General features: G+C 36.8%; 17 protein-coding genes, 1 other RNA gene and 1 pseudogene. 4 read left to right on the top strand and 15 right to left on the bottom strand.

All coding sequences use genetic code 11. From position 1 onward, the window contains the following. The first annotated feature begins 716 nt into the window (after positions 1-716). Together IEW44_RS15910 and IEW44_RS15905 are read left to right on the top strand one after the other, a co-directional pair. A complete protein-coding gene (locus IEW44_RS15910; protein WP_229704203.1) occupies positions 717-1,133 on the top strand; it encodes a tyrosine-type recombinase/integrase in 417 nt (138 codons plus the stop codon). 105 nt (positions 1,134-1,238) lie between these two features. After that, positions 1,239-1,805: pseudogene (locus IEW44_RS15905) on the top strand (site-specific integrase). Positions 1,806-2,164: 359 nt separating this feature from the next. Here the strand turns inward: IEW44_RS15905 and IEW44_RS08940 are convergent. Genes IEW44_RS08940 through IEW44_RS08930 form a run of 3 tightly spaced genes read right to left on the bottom strand, consistent with a single transcriptional unit; the run spans position 2,165 to position 4,091 of the window. Continuing rightward, a complete protein-coding gene (locus IEW44_RS08940; protein ID WP_188614707.1) occupies positions 2,165-2,851 on the bottom strand; it encodes a hypothetical protein in 687 nt (228 codons plus the stop codon). A 4-nt stretch (positions 2,852-2,855) separates the two neighbouring features. Beyond that, positions 2,856-3,233, bottom strand: coding sequence for a hypothetical protein (locus IEW44_RS08935; protein ID WP_188614706.1), 378 nt, complete (start codon positions 3,231-3,233; stop codon positions 2,856-2,858). A gap of 21 nt (positions 3,234-3,254) precedes the next feature. Further along, positions 3,255-4,091, bottom strand: coding sequence for a ParA family protein (locus IEW44_RS08930; RefSeq protein WP_188614705.1), 837 nt, complete (start codon positions 4,089-4,091; stop codon positions 3,255-3,257). 408 nt (positions 4,092-4,499) lie between these two features. Here IEW44_RS08930 and IEW44_RS08925 point away from each other — a divergent pair, with 408 nt between their 5' ends. Together IEW44_RS08925 and IEW44_RS08920 are read left to right on the top strand one after the other, a co-directional pair. Further along, the gene (locus IEW44_RS08925) at positions 4,500-4,670 is read left to right on the top strand and encodes a helix-turn-helix domain-containing protein (protein WP_188614704.1); all 171 of its coding nucleotides are present in this window, start codon (positions 4,500-4,502) and stop codon (positions 4,668-4,670) included. Continuing rightward, a complete protein-coding gene (locus tag IEW44_RS08920) occupies positions 4,667-4,915 on the top strand; it encodes a hypothetical protein (protein ID WP_188614703.1) in 249 nt (82 codons plus the stop codon). The genes IEW44_RS08925 and IEW44_RS08920 overlap by 4 nt, the downstream gene beginning before the upstream one ends. 470 nt (positions 4,916-5,385) lie before the next feature. On the opposite strand, the gene IEW44_RS08915 is transcribed toward IEW44_RS08920, so the two are convergent. From IEW44_RS08915 to IEW44_RS08865, 12 genes are all read right to left on the bottom strand, one after another. Beyond that, the gene (locus tag IEW44_RS08915; RefSeq protein ID WP_188614702.1) at positions 5,386-6,123 is read right to left on the bottom strand and encodes a S1 family peptidase; all 738 of its coding nucleotides are present in this window, start codon (positions 6,121-6,123) and stop codon (positions 5,386-5,388) included. 54 nt (positions 6,124-6,177) lie between these two features. Then, positions 6,178-6,609: a tyrosine-type recombinase/integrase gene (locus tag IEW44_RS15900; protein WP_229704211.1), complete on the bottom strand. Its 432-nt coding sequence runs from the start codon at positions 6,607-6,609 to the stop codon at positions 6,178-6,180. A gap of 46 nt (positions 6,610-6,655) precedes the next feature. After that, positions 6,656-7,156, bottom strand: a complete 501-nt coding sequence (locus IEW44_RS15895; protein WP_229704202.1) for a site-specific integrase — start codon at positions 7,154-7,156, stop codon at positions 6,656-6,658. Between the two features lie 162 nt (positions 7,157-7,318). Continuing rightward, positions 7,319-7,676: a transfer-messenger RNA gene (gene ssrA, locus IEW44_RS08905) on the bottom strand. A gap of 141 nt (positions 7,677-7,817) precedes the next feature. Then, positions 7,818-8,282: an SsrA-binding protein SmpB gene (gene smpB / locus IEW44_RS08900; protein ID WP_188614701.1), complete on the bottom strand. Its 465-nt coding sequence runs from the start codon at positions 8,280-8,282 to the stop codon at positions 7,818-7,820. 46 nt (positions 8,283-8,328) lie between these two features. Further along, positions 8,329-10,719 (bottom strand): ribonuclease R, encoded by a 2,391-nt coding sequence (gene rnr, locus IEW44_RS08895; protein ID WP_188614700.1) that lies wholly within the window; start codon positions 10,717-10,719, stop codon positions 8,329-8,331. 21 nt (positions 10,720-10,740) lie between these two features. Next, positions 10,741-11,487 (bottom strand): alpha/beta hydrolase, encoded by a 747-nt coding sequence (locus IEW44_RS08890; RefSeq protein ID WP_188614699.1) that lies wholly within the window; start codon positions 11,485-11,487, stop codon positions 10,741-10,743. Between the two features lie 63 nt (positions 11,488-11,550). Further along, positions 11,551-11,778 carry a preprotein translocase subunit SecG gene (gene secG / locus IEW44_RS08885; protein WP_188614698.1) on the bottom strand — a complete coding sequence of 76 codons (228 nt, stop codon included), beginning with the start codon at positions 11,776-11,778 and terminating at the stop codon, positions 11,551-11,553. Between the two features lie 170 nt (positions 11,779-11,948). Further along, a complete protein-coding gene (gene eno, locus IEW44_RS08880) occupies positions 11,949-13,244 on the bottom strand; it encodes a phosphopyruvate hydratase (RefSeq protein WP_188614697.1) in 1,296 nt (431 codons plus the stop codon). A 2-nt stretch (positions 13,245-13,246) separates the two neighbouring features. After that, a complete protein-coding gene (gene gpmI / locus IEW44_RS08875) occupies positions 13,247-14,782 on the bottom strand; it encodes a 2,3-bisphosphoglycerate-independent phosphoglycerate mutase (protein ID WP_188614696.1) in 1,536 nt (511 codons plus the stop codon). After that, the gene (gene tpiA, locus IEW44_RS08870) at positions 14,775-15,542 is read right to left on the bottom strand and encodes a triose-phosphate isomerase (protein WP_188614695.1); all 768 of its coding nucleotides are present in this window, start codon (positions 15,540-15,542) and stop codon (positions 14,775-14,777) included. The genes gpmI and tpiA overlap by 8 nt, the downstream gene beginning before the upstream one ends. Positions 15,543-15,553: 11 nt before the next feature. Then, positions 15,554-16,741 carry a phosphoglycerate kinase gene (locus IEW44_RS08865; protein WP_188614694.1) on the bottom strand — a complete coding sequence of 396 codons (1,188 nt, stop codon included), beginning with the start codon at positions 16,739-16,741 and terminating at the stop codon, positions 15,554-15,556. Positions 16,742-16,745 lie beyond the last annotated feature (4 nt).

Below are 16,745 nucleotides of genomic sequence, written 5' to 3'. Positions count from 1 at the left end.
AATTCCTATTAAAAATCACGTTTTTCAGGACCTTATAATGATTTTCAGTTTTTTCGACAATTACATTTATCGGTATATAAATACCATTTTAAAAATACAATTCAATTCTTTAAACTAATTAACTGCAAGCAATGAAGAAAACTCCTTTCCTTGTTGGCCTTTTTCTCGATTTAACAGAGCTATAGCTTCTAAATAATAAGTAGCTGGCACCTGGTAGTCTGATAATCTACATGCTTTATTTACCCTCTACAAATGTCAACTAACTCCTCATTCTTCCTTATCAGAATGAGGGAAAGCATGAAATTAAAAATGTAGGCGAAAACGTTTTATTATATACTTTAATGGTTGCCCAAATAACAATTACCAACTTCTTTGTACCGTTCCATCCTACCTTTTTATAGATACGGTCAAGAAACAACAATTAATACGAAAACAGCATTTAAAAAACTGCCTCATTTTATTAATCAGAATTTTATCTCAAAATGAAAAGGATTATTTTTTTCTTTTTTAAACTATATGTATCCACTAAATTTGGAAGAAACAGAGCAAGAGGAAATTAATAAATACATTAGGCATTTGTCAATATTTATTATACAATTTAGATGTAGCAAAATATGCTATATCCTCTTGTCTCCGTAAGCATTAGGAAGATATTAAATTTTGAGTAAAAGAACATCTATTATTAGCTATACGCTAAAAAATAATGAAAAACGCTATTGTATATTGGCGTTGATTCGCTTACAGGGAAAGAACTTGGAACCACTCGCCGTGATTTTAAAACAAAGAAAGAAGCGGAATTAGCCTTTTCATGTTTAAAACTAGAAATTAATAATGGTACGTACAAAAAACGTCAAATAGAAACGTATCAAGACCTTTATGATTTATGGGTTAACCATTACGAGAATACTGTAGAAGAAAGTACATTCGTGAAGACTACTGCCATTTTCAAAAATCATATCTTACCTGCAATGAGCGAGTATAGAATAGATAAAATTGATGTTGCAATCTGCCAAATGCATGTAGATGAATGGGCTAAAAAGCTACAGCGGTTTCGAATGGTTAAATCTTATGCTGCTAAAGTATTAGATCTTTCAATTAAAGGAGGTATTTACAAAGTAACACTTTTATTTTAGTGGAATCCCCTACAGACAACAATGCATTAGCATGAAGAAGACGAGATCTTTTATGACCGTGAGCAACTTATCGAATTACTAACTTGCTTTGAGAAAGAAAATAATATGAAAGTACATGCACTTTTTCGGTTACTCGCGTTCTCTGGTATGCGTAAAGGTGAAGCACTAGCGTTACAATGGAATAACCTCAATTTTAAGGATGGGGAAATCCGTATTAACAAGGCATTAGCACGTGGTGAAGATAATCAACTATATATAAAGGCAACTAAAACAAAAGGCTCTATCCGTACAATTTAAATGGATAAAGTAACGATGGATATTTTAGACGTTTGGAAAAAGCAGCAGAAGCAAGAGTATTTAAAGTTAGGGATTAATACATTAAAACCTAATCAACTTGTTTTCAGTAATGAACGCAATGAATATCACCAGCCAACCAAAACACGAAAATGGATTGTGCAAGTACAAGAAAAATATAATTTAGAAAAAATCACTACACACGGATTACATCATACCCATTGTTCATTGTTATTTGAAGCTGGTGCAACTATTAAAGAAGTACAAGACCGTTTAGGACATACGGATGTACAAACCACTATGAACATTTATACACACGTAACGGAAAAAGCAAAAGAAGTTGCTGCCAAAAAGTTTGCAAAATATATGGATTTTTAACACTAATAAATGCCACTTTAAATGCCATTGATTGAAAACAAATGCCACTCAATGACATAGACAAAAGAAAAAACCCTTGATATACAAGGGTTTTGACAACTCTAGACAACTCTAGAAAATTCAATTATGGAGGTGGCGGGAGTCGAACCCGCGTCCAGAAGCTCCAATACACCGGCTTCTACGCGTGTAGTCTACCTATTTGCAATTCGCGATTCCTTATGCCGACACTTAGAACCACAAGGATTTACACGCTTTAAAGCCGCGCTCATTTCAACTATTTTATCCACTAGGGAGTATTACATATTTACGAACTCAGTTTAAAGACCTATTAAAATTGATTATACAATGAATAAGCATTATTATCTAATTTTAACTTTATAAAAATGTTCTCTAATTATAGCCTTACTATCTTCACTATTATAACTGAAAATAAATTCCCTAATACTCTTATCCATTTTATCGTATTTATTCGGTTCTAGTATTATAAGTATAAAATTTATAGCCTTTAATACCTTCTCTAAATTAGTTACTTCACTTTTATAATTTAAATCCACTTGCTTAGTACTATATGACTTTACATTATTAAATAAGGATAAGTTATTACTATTGGTAGAGTGTACATAATCTGAACTGCTTTGATATACTCCCCAAATCTCGATTAACTTATCTTTCACTATTTTCAGATTTTTTTCATCGAAGTATTTTTTTAATTTTGTATATAAATCTGTTGTATAGTTTACACCTACAATTTCACAAGTTCGCTTTAAATACTTCAAAAAGTTATCTATTATATTTCTAGTTAAAATAGCAGTAACTTTACCATCTTTAAAAACACCTATATGTAAAATTTGTATAGAATTAGAAAGTATTTCATTTATTTGTTCATCACTATTTATTTCGTTTTTCCATATTGCTATACTGTATGCCCCATCGTGGATTTTTCTCAATTGCTTTTCAGATTGATTATTAAACATAACAGTGTTAAAAATATTTTGCTTAAATAAGTCTAAAATAGAATTAAAACTCTCTTCTACAAGGTTTTCCATTAAATCACCCTTCTAAATTTATTGATTTAATTACAGATGACCAATCTGATTCATTATTTCCTGACAGTTCGTTATAAACAGTATTTAAGTAGCTTTTTATTTGATTTATATCTTCTAGTTCACTAATCCATTTAAGAACTCTCCCTAACAATAAAGTTCTATTATGTTGTAAATACTCAGGTAAATCCATCTGCAATTCTTCGTTTAAAAAATTTAATACATCACTATTTCTTTTAAAATGTTTTTTAGACAAAACGAGTCCTGTTAAACCATTACTTAACATAAAACTGTATGCTAAACTTTCATCATTAACTTTAAATATCTCATAAGCTGAATTAAATTTTTTCGCTACTTCAATCAATTCACTATATTCTTTTTCCACGCTATCTCACTTCCTCTTAAATTAAAATTTTGACAAGAACTCCTCTGACAAATCAATTATAGATTTTTTTAATTCTCTTTCATTAGGTATATCATAAATCATCGTTCGACTTTCCGCATTTTCAGGAATTCTAATAGACTGTTTTAAAATATTTGTAAATGTATTAAATTTAAATTTATCTCTTACTCTCTTCATATGTATTTCAGGATGATTATAATGCTGAACTAAAGTAAAAATAATTCCTAAAGCATTTACTTTATTAGGAGCATTTTTATTAAATTGTTTTACCATCTTCTCAAACAAATCTAAACCTAGCGTAGATAAAAAGTCTGGTTTAACCGGCATAATATAGTAGTTAGTTGCATTTAAAGCTGTTGTAGTATATATAGAATGTGTTGGCGGGCAATCAATAAATATAAAATCATAGTCATTTCTAAAATCTAAATCTTCAATATAGTTTAAGAGCCTATATGGTCTGTCATCTAATCCACCCGTAGGACCCTCTAAATTTAACATTTTTAAATCTCCGGCAATAATATCTAAATTTTTTGCTACATTATATCTTAAATCTGGTGTTTCAGGCTCTGTTTCAGGTTCCTCTTCAGCTCCGATTAAAATATCTCCCATTTCCACCTTATTCTTCATTATAGAATATACTGTTAAATTATTCTTTAATATCTCATTCATATAAACTTCATCTTTTACTAAATATTGAGTTGCATTAAATTGTGGGTCCATATCAATTAATAAAACAGTTTTATTAAAGTGAGTAGCTAAACAATATGCCATATTTACGCATAATGTTGTTTTCCCTACGCCACCCTTCATATTTATAAATGACACTACATTTTTTTTCACTTCATATTCAACTCCCAATTATATTATCACAACTAAATATTAACTATTATTCTCTTTTATTACAATAAAATTAAATAAATATACCCAATTTATTCATAGATACATAGAATCATAGGGAATTATAGGGAACAAATAAACTTTTAAAGGGTAACCCCGTGTCGAATGAACGATTGAAGTACTTTTAAAGACGGGTAACCCTCGTAATACGCGCATGAAATTTTCGCAAATGTTTAGGCACCTTCACTAAAACTAGCTTTTTACTTAGTCGCGCCTTCTCTCCCTGTCTAATAGCAAAATAATTTTCTATATCAATTCAAAAAATACAGTAAAAATCGCTACCACGCTATGTTAATTCATTACATTAGTGTTCTTATACTAATAGTAAACAGAAGAACAGGAGGAGATACAGTGGAAAGATTCTTATCAGTTCGTGAAGTAAGCGAGCTATTCGGAGTTACAGAAACAACCGTAAGACGTTGGGTAATGGAGAATAAAATCCCAAGTTGCTTAATAGGTGGAGCGCGTAGATTTAATTATCAAGAAGTAATGAATCACATTAAAGGAGCGGGTAAAAAATGAATATGAGTTATACAGTAGAGCAGGTAAGTAGAATTCTTTCAAGGCTAGGACTTGGGTTTTCTAACGATTCAGCTAAACGATTAGTAGATAGCAAATTAAAGCGAGTGGAAAGACCAAATAGTCGCTATAACACTTCTTACAACTACTTAGTATATGTGAAATCTTTAGAGGAATATTTAATTAATGAGGTGGGCTTAGATACTAATGTAGTTTACGAAGCGGTATATGGTGCAAGAAGTCAATAACACAGGAGTAAGTAGAGAATGTTTAAATCGTTAGTTAACATTCGCGTTCCCTTAGGTACTATAATTGTAAGACGAAAATGAAAATTTTAATACGTTTCAAAAGTGGTTATCTAGGAGAACACTTTAAAAACTAGCCCGCCTTCCTTAGCAGTGATTCACCGTTAGATGGTGTTATCTTTTCCCAGAACACACCGTCGTAGTAGCCTTTTGGCTAGGTGGCATAACAGAGTTATTGAGAATATACGTGGTAAAGCTACACCTGGGCACGTTGAATGTTATGAAGATACCTCAGGATTACGTATCCGTATCGCCATCCCTTTTATAAGGGGTGGTCTGTGTCCTCGAATTACATAGCTTGCTAAATAAAAAATTAATAAAAAATCCGCGCAGCGAGGAACGAGCTGACGCGGCGAGCGAAGCGAGCATTGAGTATAAAATACAAGTAATAATATTTAATTACTTTCAATATACTATTCACTGATTATACCTAGTTCTTGTAATTTTTTGTAAACAAAACATATACTAAATCCAATTCCGATACCACTATTTGCATTATGTGTTAATACATCGGATACAATGTTATTCGTTTTCGCCATTTTCATAGCAAAATCTTTAAAATCAACTCCCATTATGAATACACTTCCACCTTTAGAAAGATTTAAAAAGTGGGATTCTAGTTGTCTCGACTCCTGTAATATATGTTGTAAATCCACACTACCAACATATCTTCTTTGAGTAACAATACCTATTACATTTCCATCATACGCATCTATAATCGGTCCTCCAGAATTTCCCCCATTTACCGAACCATCTATATAAAATCCTTTAGATACTGGAGCAGAAATTATTGCCTTATGTGTTAATAGATGAGGAATCCCATGGGGGAAACCTGAAAATATAATCTCTGTTCCTCTTTCAAATTTTTCTAACACTTTAGGGTTTAGTATAAATGGATTGAAGTTTTGAGTTTGGGTTACTTCTAAAATTGCATAATCATACTCTGTTTTATCAGAGTAATCAATTATTTTTAATGTACATATTGAACCATCTTCATATTGCCCATAAATTGGGATATCTCCACTAATTAAAGAGGGTTCTATCACATGATGATTAGTTATTACAATATTCTCTTTAACAAAATGAAAACCACTTCCACTACTCGAACCACTTATAATTTGTACTGTTGCATTTGCTAAATCTTTATACATTCGCACTTCCCCTTATCCTACCTTAATATGAATATCATACCATATAATATTCAACTATAAATGCTCTCTCAAGTCCTTTGCCACTTCTTCAACGTCCAGCTCAAGGTACTGTGTTGTAACGGCTAAATCACTGTGTCCTAGAGCTTTACTGATTAAAGCAATACTAGCTCCCTTCTCTAGCAAATTCTTCGCATATGCACGGCGAATCGCGTGTGCATTGATATTCTCTAAGCCGAACCGCTTCGAATACTTGCTTAATTGTTTTGAGATAGCACAATTAGACGATTTACTATTATTCATCGGTGTACCGTTTTGAGTAATAAAGATATGGTGGTTGTCTGTTCCAAAATGAGCGCGGATACCATTGTTTAACTGAATAAGCAGCTTTAACATTTCCACTAGTTCTGTATCAATAGGGAGCTTTAAGAATTTGTGATTCTTTAACGTAGAGCCGTCTAAATTTAAACATAGGTTTTCAAAGTCAATATGACGCTCTCTAAGCTCTCCTAACGTACGAATACGAATACCTGTCTTATATATACATTACTTTAATCGCAGCGGCGTCTCTAAAGCCTATAAAAGTAGTTTGATCTATTAGTTGCAGGAGCTTCTCTATATCAGACTCGCGCGCTCCCTTCTTTACTTCCTTATCAATCTTAATTTGAATATTGCTCCAGAAGCGGTCTTTTAACCAACCGTTATTATAAAGCTTGCTTAGTACCGCTTTAATCGACTTTAAGCGTATTAGTTTAGTCGCGGGAGTAACTTGTAAAACATCTAAGTAATGATAGAGCTTATCTAAATCAATATCCTCTACTACTACAATTCCACAAACCTCTACAAACTGTTTAAAGATATACTCATAGCTTTCAATCGTGCGCGGTCTGTTACCTGCTATACGCATTTGTTTAAAGACTGTTTCAAGTGCAATACTATTGTGCGTACCTTCTCTTTCTTCACCTTTACTACTTGATAGCATTACTACTTCACTATTCACAGCGAATATACCGTGTTTCCGCTTTCTATTAGACATAAAAAAAACCTCCTAATATGTTTACTTAGAAGGTCTTTAAACAAGCTCAAATATGCTAATTTTCCATAGGGATAAGAAAAGGGATATTGTCCAAGAGTTCAACTCCCGTTCAATATCCCTAGTCCTATAAACGCTGATATATCAACGTTTTACGTTAAAATTTTATGGAGGCGGCGGGAGTCGAACCCGCGTCCAGAGACTCCGTTACTCCAACGTCTACGCGTGTAGTTTGCCTATTTGGAAATCACGCAGCATTATGCCGACAAACTGGCGTCCTGTGCGCTAACTAGGAAATCTCTTCTTTACGACTCTAGTTGCACCGTAAAGCGTATCCCACTATAAGTGAGCCTTACTATACTACATGGGCGATAGTGTAGGAAGGCAGATCCGAGCTTACGCTGCGAATGCTAAGTTGTTGTTTGTTTTGCCAGTTATTATATAACTTCCGTTGATGACGAAGACGAGACCTCCGACGCGCGGTTAAAGCCCGAACCATCCCTGTCGAATCCGTAACGCCCCCTCAAAAATTGCCTCAATACTCGAGGAGCTAGTAACACGACTAGTACGGTGAATTGCTTCACTCACTGGCGACTGTTATTAGTATACCTATTTTTATACATAAATACAAGCGTTTACTCTAGTAAACGCCTACAGTGCGTAGCTATTGTTGTCTTGCTTTGAAAGCACGTTCGATTTCACGTTTCGCATCTTTCTTACGTAAATCATCACGTTTATCATAATTCTTTTTACCTTTACCCACACCAATTAGCACTTTAGCATAGCCATCTTTCACATACATTTTCAATGGCACAATCGTATAACCATCTTGCTTAATGCGACCAATGAGTTGGCTGATTTGCTTTTTGTGCAATAATAATTTGCGTGAGCGCAATGGGTCATGGTTAAAGCGATTGCCTTGGTCGTAGGGGCTAATATGCATATTAGAAATCCATGCCTCATTATTGCGAATACGCACGAAAGAATCTTTCAATTGTACTTTACCTGCACGAATGGATTTGATTTCTGTACCTTGTAGTACAATACCTGCCTCAATCGTTTCTTCAATAAAATAATCATGCCCTGCTTTTTTATTTTGGGCTAATACTTTGCCTGTTCCTTTTGCCATCGTATCTAACTCCCTTGCTTAGGGCTGCGTAAAGCAGCCCCTATCATTATGAGCGACGTTTCTTTTTGTTTTTACGCTTGCTCTTTTTCGCAATGCCTTCATAAAACTTAGGTTGGTCTTTGCCATCTCGGCGCTTACCTCTTGGGTCACGTTCGCTCGTGCGACGCTCACCATTACGTTGTTTCTTTTCGCCATCTGCTTTGCGCTTGTTTGAACGTTGGCGGTCATTCCCGCTCGCTTTACGACGATTAGATTGACCTGCTTGAATCACACGTGGTGATGCTTTGCGTGTGCGCTTAAATGTTGGTGCCACGCCTTCAATAACAATCTCAAAATCAATAGCTGACTCATCTAAATTGACGTTTGTCACGATTACTTTTACTTCATCACCAATGCGATATTGACGATTTGTACGCTCGCCTACCATAATCATTTGACGGTCGTTAAAGTTATAATAATCATCACGCATATTACTAATATGCACAAGCCCTTCAACCGTATTTGGCAATTCAATGAACATGCCAAAGTTCGTAATGGACGAAATAATACCAACAAACTCTTCACCAATTTTATCCGCCATATACTGTGCTTTCTTCATCGCATCTGTATCTCGCTCTGCCTCTACTGCTCGGCGCTCTCTACCTGACGTATGGTCGGCAATTTCGTCTAAGGCATCATGCCATCTTTGCAATGTCTCGCGTGATGTATCACCATTGATTAAATATGTGCGAATTAAGCGATGCACAATTAAGTCAGGATAACGACGAATTGGCGATGTAAAATGGGTATAAAAGTCCGTCGATAAACCAAAGTGACCTAATGACTCAGGATAATATTTAGCTTGTTGTAATGAGCGTAACATCATAGTGGAAATTACAGGTTCTTCTGGCATACCTTCAATCTCGCGAATAATCTTTTGCATCGCTTTTGGATGTACAGTATTACCTGTACCCTTAATCAATAAGCCAAAGTTTGTGACAAATTCAAAAAATCGCTGTAACTTCTCTGGTTTTGGGTCTTCATGAATACGGTATAAAAACGGCACGTTCATCCAGTGGAAATGCTCAGCTATTGTTTCATTCGCAGCTAACATAAACTCTTCAATCAAGCGCTCTGCCACAGTGCGTTCGCGCAACTCAATAGCTGTTGGCCAACCATCCTCATCCACAAGCACTTTTGATTCTTTAAAGTCAAAATCAATAGCGCCACGGTCAAAGCGTTTCGTACGTAAAATTTGCGCCAGTTCTGCCATATGCTTAAACATTGGTACAAGTGGCTCATAACGTTGTATTAACGCCTCATCCTGTTCTTCTAAAATAGCATATACATCGCGGTATGTCATACGTTCTGTCGTATTAATAACACCTTCAAAAATCTCATGTGATACTACTTTACCATTTTGGTCAATGACCATTTCACAAGACATTGTTAAACGGTCTACTTGTGGGTTTAACGAGCAAATCCCATTAGATAAACGGTGTGGCAACATAGGAATAACACGGTCTGTTAAATACACACTCGTTGCACGGTCATAAGCTTCTTCATTTAGAGCGGTACCCGGTCGTACATAATGGCTGACATCGGCAATATGCACACCTAATTTATACGTGCCATCTGCATTTTTAGTCACTGTAACAGCATCATCTAAATCTTTAGCGTCTGCACCATCAATGGTTACGATAAGCTCGTCTCGTAAATCACGTCGCCCTTTGTACTCATGGGGTTGTACCGTATCAGGGATTTGTTCAACCTCTTGCATTACTTCTTGTTTGAAGTCGACGATGATGCCATGTTTATGAATAATGGATAAAATATCGACACCTGGGTCATTTTTATGCCCTAAAATTTTAGTAATATAGCCTGTGGCCGATTTCTCATCTGTTGGCCACTCTTTAATCTCGACAACTACTTTATGACCATCCATGGCACGCAATGTATCCTCTTTCGCGATAAAGATGTCCATAGGTAGCTTTTTGTCATCTAAAATAACAAAGCCAAAGCCACGATTATCTTGGAATGTACCAACAAATGTGGTTTGTGAACGTTCTACAATTTTAGTAATCGTACCTTCTTTACGGTCGCCAAATGATTCTTTTAGTAATTGTACTAAAACAATATCTCCATTTAACGCACCGTTCACTTCATGTGGTGGAATAAAAATATCGGCTGAGCCTTCTTCATCTGGCGCTACAAAGCCAAAGCCTTTAGCATGCCCAATAAAGCGCCCTCGTAAAAAATTCATTTGTTCTGGCAAGCCATAACGATTATGGTCTGATCGCACAATTTTACCTTGTGCTTCCATACGTACTAATGTTTTAACTAACTCTCTGAATTCTTCTGCCTCAATCATAGCAAAGCTATCTTCAAGTTCGCTAACATTCATCGGTTTGTACGTAGGCTCTTGCATCTTTTCTAGTATCTTTGTTTCTAAATTCATTTTTTCCCCTCCTTTAAACAATTACATATGCCACGGTAACTTTTCTAAAAAGGCATAAATATCTTCGTGTAATTGTTCTTTCTCTGGTCCTAATGTGATGACATGTTTAGACTGTTCATACCACTTTATGCGTTTATCATCTGAAGCAACCCCTTCATAGATCATAGTAGCAGATTGTGGATTAATCACCTCATCCTGTGTAGCTTGTACAACAAAAATAGGTGCATAAACCATATCTAATTCATGATTCACTTGTAAAATTTCATTGCGTAAGTCGGCTAAAGTTGGCATACCTTGTTGTTTTATCACAGCGATCTCTTGCTGAATCGTTGCCTCATCTTTACCTTCAAACTTTTTATAATGCTCTGCGTATTCCACTACGCCTTCAAACATAACGTCTGTTGAACGCATCGTCATCGGGGCACACATCGTAACCACGCCTAGTATCGGCTCATTCATTGACAATTTTAGCGATAACACGCCACCTAAAGACAAGCCTACTACAGCAATTTGTTCGTACCCTTCGTCTTTTAATGTTTGATACGCTTGTTGCACACTTTGCCACCAATCTTTTGGCCCTGTTGTAATGAGTTGCTCTGGTGCTACACCATGCCCTTTATAATGCGGGGCAATGGAGGTGTATCCTTTCTTTTCTAAATAACGCCCAAGTTGTCGCACATCTGCTGAACTCCCTGTAAAGCCATGTAGCAACAATACGGCACGCTTGCCTGCTTGAAAGAAAAACGGCTCTAATAAAAGTTTTTTCATATGGAACGCTCCTTTACGATAAAAGAAAACGCCCAACCACAACTTATGGTTAGGCGATTATGCTTAAACTATTGAAATTGCTAATGATAACACAAAAAATAGTACTGCTAAAACAATCGTAATGCGGTGGAGAACTAAATCCATCCCGCGCGCTTTTTGCTTACCGAATAATTGTTCCGCTCCACCTGAGATAGCACCTGATAAACCTGCACTCTTCCCTGATTGTAATAAAACAATCGCAATTAAGCCTAATGAAACTACCGTAAGTAATACTAAAAGAACTGTATGCAAACTACTGCACCTCCCAATAAATGAAACTTCACAATGAAATAAGTATAACAAAAATTAAAAGTGCTGACAATGTTAAAGTAAAAAACGGAAAATACGATAACAAGCCACACCACAATAAAGAGAATGTCTAGAATAAATCTCACCCTAAACATTCTCTTATGGTCAATCTATTATTTAGTAATGTTGTAGAAAGATTGTAGACCGTGGTATTGCGCTGTTTTATCTAATTGGTCTTCAATACGTAATAATTGATTGTATTTTGCTACGCGGTCTGTACGAGATGGTGCACCCGTTTTAATTTGACCCGCATTTGTTGCTACGGCAATATCTGCAATTGTTGTATCTTCAGACTCACCTGAACGGTGTGAGATAACAGCTGTATAACCTGCACGCTTTGCCATTTCAATAGCATCAAATGTTTCTGTTAGTGTACCAATTTGGTTTACTTTGATTAGGATTGAGTTACCAACGCCTTGTGCGATACCTGCTGCTAATTTTTTCGTATTCGTTACGAATAAATCATCGCCTACTAATTGCACTTTGTTACCAATGCGCTCCGTTAATAGTTTATGACCTTCCCAGTCGTTTTCGTCTAAGCCATCTTCAATCGAAATGATTGGGTATTTCTCGCACATTTCAGCATACCAATCTACCATTTCAGCTGATGTTTTCACAACGCCTTCACCTGCTAAATTGTACACACCTTTTTCTTTATCATAAAACTCAGAAGATGCTGCATCCATTGCAAGGCGCACTTCTTCACCTGGTTTGTAGCCTGCTTTTTCAATTGCTTCAATAATCGTTGATAGTGCCTCTTCGTTAGATGCTAAGTTTGGTGCGAAGCCACCTTCATCACCTACTGCTGTGTTTAAACCTTTAGCGTGTAATACCGCTTTTAAACTATGGAAAATTTCAGCACCCATGCGTAAAGCATGACGGAATGATTCTGCACCTACAGGCATAACCATAAACTCTTGAATATCTACGTTGTTATCCGCATGTTCGCCGCCGTTTAAAATGTTCATCATTGGTACTGGTAGTTGTTTAGCATTAAAACCACCTAAATACTGATAAAGTGGAACATCTAAATAATCTGCTGCTGCGTGTGCTACTGCCATTGATACGCCTAAAATCGCATTAGCCCCTAATTTACCTTTATTTTCTGTGCCATCAAGCTCAATTAAAGCCTCATCAATAACAACTTGATCTAATACAGAATATTGCCCTTCTAATTCTTCAGCAATTACCGTATTTACATTTTCTACAGCTTTTAATACACCTTTGCCTAAGTAGCGTGATTTGTCACCATCACGTAGTTCTACTGCTTCATACTCACCTGTTGATGCGCCTGATGGAACGATTGCGCGTCCAAATGCACCTGATTCTGTGAATACTTCAACTTCTACTGTTGGGTTTCCGCGAGAGTCCATAACTTCGCGTGCATGTACTTGTGTAATAAATGGCATGATTAATTCTCCTCTTTAATTAATGATGTACCCGTCATTTCGGCAGGTTGTTCAACTGCTAATAAATCTAACATTGTTGGTGCAAGGTCAGCTAAAATTCCACCATCGCGTACGGTAACACCTTGCTTCGTTACAATAACAGGCACTGGATTAGTCGTATGAGCTGTCATTGGGTTACCTTTGATTGTGACTACTTCATCTGAGTTACCGTGGTCAGCTGTAATAATCGCTGCACCGCCTTTAGCAAGCAAGGCATCCACTACTTTACCTAGACATTCATCGACAGCTTCAATGGCTTTAATTGTAGGTTCTAACATACCACTATGCCCAACCATATCAGGGTTAGCAAAATTTAAAATAATCGCATCAAAGGCATCGGCTTCAATTTTATTCACTAAAGCTTCTGTTACCTCATAAGCGCTCATTTCTGGTTTTAAGTCATACGTGGCTACTTTAGGTGACGCAATTAGAATGCGTTCCTCACCTTCAAAAGTAGCTTCTCTACCACCGCTCATAAAGAATGTAACGTGTGGGTACTTCTCTGTTTCGGCAATGCGTAATTGACGCAAATTATGATTCGCCAATACTTCACCAATCGTGTTTTTTAAATCTTCGTTTTGATATGCCACATCAGCATGTACCATATCGCTATAATGCATAAAGCTAACAAACTTCAGATTTTGAGGGTGTTTTTGTGATAATGGGAAACCGTCAAATTCATCATTTGTGAAAACATAAGATAATTGAATCGCTCGGTCTGGTCGGAAGTTAAAGAAAATAATGGCATCATTCGTATCAATAGTAGCAACTGGTTTGCCTTCTTCTTGTATCACAAATGGCAAGACAAACTCATCTGTGACTTCTTGCTCATAAGAAGCTTTCACACCTGCTTGTGCTGAAGTCGCATATTCACCAATACCATCGACTAATGCATCATAAGTTAACTTTACTCGCTCCCAGCGTTTATCACGGTCCATAGCATAGTAACGACCGTGGATGGATGCAAATTTACCCACGCCTGCTGCTTTCATTTCTGTTTCGGTTTGCTCGATATATGTCAGTGCTGTTTTTGGCCCTACATCACGTCCATCTAAGAAGCCATGGACATATACTTCTTGTAAATCATGTTGTTTTGCTAATTGTAATAGAGCAAACATATGCGCTTGATGACTGTGTACACCACCGTCAGACAATAAACCCATAATATGCAACTTACCGCCGTTATTTTTGGCATGTTGTACAGCGCTCAAAAAGGCTTCATTTGTAAAGAAGTCCCCATCAGCAATTGATTTATTAACACGTGTTAAGCTTTGGTACACCACACGTCCTGCACCGATATTTAAGTGTCCCACTTCCGAGTTACCCATTTGGCCATCAGGTAGACCAACACTAGCTCCGCTTGCGCCTAACATATTATGTGGGAATTGCTCATAATAACGGTCAAAATTTGGTTTATGTGCTTGTGCTACTGCATTACCAAATGTTTCGTCACGAAAGGCAAAGCCATCCAGTATAATTAAGGCTACTGGTTTAACCATAAATACGCGCCCCCGCTTCTACTAAAGCTAGGTAAGATGCCGGTTGTAAGCTAGCGCCACCTACTAGAGCACCATCGATATGCTCTTTTGCTAACAATTCATCAATATTTTCAGGCTTTACACTACCGCCATATTGAATACGAATCGCTTGTGCCGTTGCCTCGTCATATAATTCTGTTACTACTTGACGTATCACACCACATACTTCATTGGCTTGGTCAGCTGTTGCTGTTTTACCCGTGCCAATTGCCCAAATTGGTTCATAAGCAATTACCATATGTTTCACTTCCTCAGCTGTGAAACCTGTTAATGCCTTTGTAATTTGTGTTGTTACTTTCTCATTTGTTGCATCTGCCTCGCGCTCACTTAATGTCTCACCACAGCAAATAATTGGGACGATGTTATGAGCTAGTGCTGCTGCTACTTTGCGATTCACAGCTTCATCTGTTTCATTATAGTATTCACGACGTTCTGAATGCCCTAATACAACATAATCTGTGCCTACACTCTCTAATTGTGCTGGGCTAATCTCGCCTGTGAAGGCTCCTTCTTCTGCCTCATGCATTGTCTGAGCCCCAATGGCTAATGCTGTATCATCTGCCATTGCTTTTAATGTAGGAATATATAAAGCCGGTGAACAAATCACAGCGTCTACTTTATCTTGAGCAGGCACTTTATCACTTACTTCCTCTATAAATGCCACTGCCTCATCAAATGTTTTATACATCTTCCAGTTTCCTGCAATAATTGGTTTACGCATGCGTATCCTCCTTATTTATCGTTTAAAACGGCGATGCCTGGTAACACTTTACCTTCCATTAACTCTAATGATGCACCGCCACCTGTTGAAATGTGGTTCATCTTATCTGTTACATTAAACTTCTCTACGGCTGCCGCTGAGTCGCCACCACCGATTACTGTGTAGCCTTCTGTTTCAGCCATCGCTTGTGCGACAGTTTTTGTGCCATTTGCAAACGCATCCATCTCAAATACACCCATTGGTCCGTTCCATACGACTAATTTTGAATCTTTAATCACATTTGCATATTGTGCAGCTGTTTTTGGACCAATATCTAATCCCATCATATTTGATGGAATCGCGTCAATCGCTATTACTTCCGTATTCGCATCTGCTGCAAATGCATCCGCTACTACTGCATCAATTGGCATATGCAATTGCACATTTTTTGCCTTTGCTTTTTCAATGAATGTTTTTGCTAATTCAATTTTATCTTCTTCTAATAATGATTTACCGATATCATAACCTAATGCCTTAATAAAAGTGAAAGATAAACCCCCACCTAAAATTAAATGGTCAACTTCATCGAGTAATTTATCAATAACGCCGATTTTATCTTTTACTTTAGCACCACCAATAATCGCCGTATACGGATGAGATGGCTCGGCTAATGCTTGACCTAACACTTTAATTTCTTGCTCCATTAATAAGCCCGAAACAGCAACAGGTACAAACTCTGCGATCCCTGCTGTTGAAGCATGCGCACGGTGAGCTGTACCAAATGCATCATTGACATACACATCAGCTAAACTAGCAAAAAATTGTGATAATGATGCGTCATTTTTTTCTTCGCCAGCATCGAAGCGCACATTTTCTAACATAATGATATCGCCATCTTGCATAGCATTTACAGCGGCTGTTACGGCCTTGCCTTTCCATTCATCTAACTTCTTTACAGGCTTGCCAATAAGCTCAGCTAAACGTTGTGCAACAGCTGTTAAGCGCAACTCCTCTTTCACTTCACCTTTGGGGCGTCCTAAGTGTGTTAAAATCACTAATTTTGCACCCGCATCTGTCAGCTGTTTTAATGTTGGTAGTGAACCACGAATACGTGTATCATCTGTGATTTCACCTTGCTCCATTGGTGTATTAAAATCTACGCGTATCACTACACGCTTGCCTTTTACATCAATATCATTAATTGTTTTCTTATTGTACACAAAG

This window comes from Lysinibacillus alkalisoli, assembly GCF_014643595.1.
Taxonomy (GTDB): domain Bacteria; phylum Bacillota; class Bacilli; order Bacillales_A; family Planococcaceae; genus Metalysinibacillus; species Metalysinibacillus alkalisoli.
The sequence above is the reverse complement of the archived record's forward strand: the minus strand, read 5'-3'. Positions and strand labels throughout refer to the sequence as shown.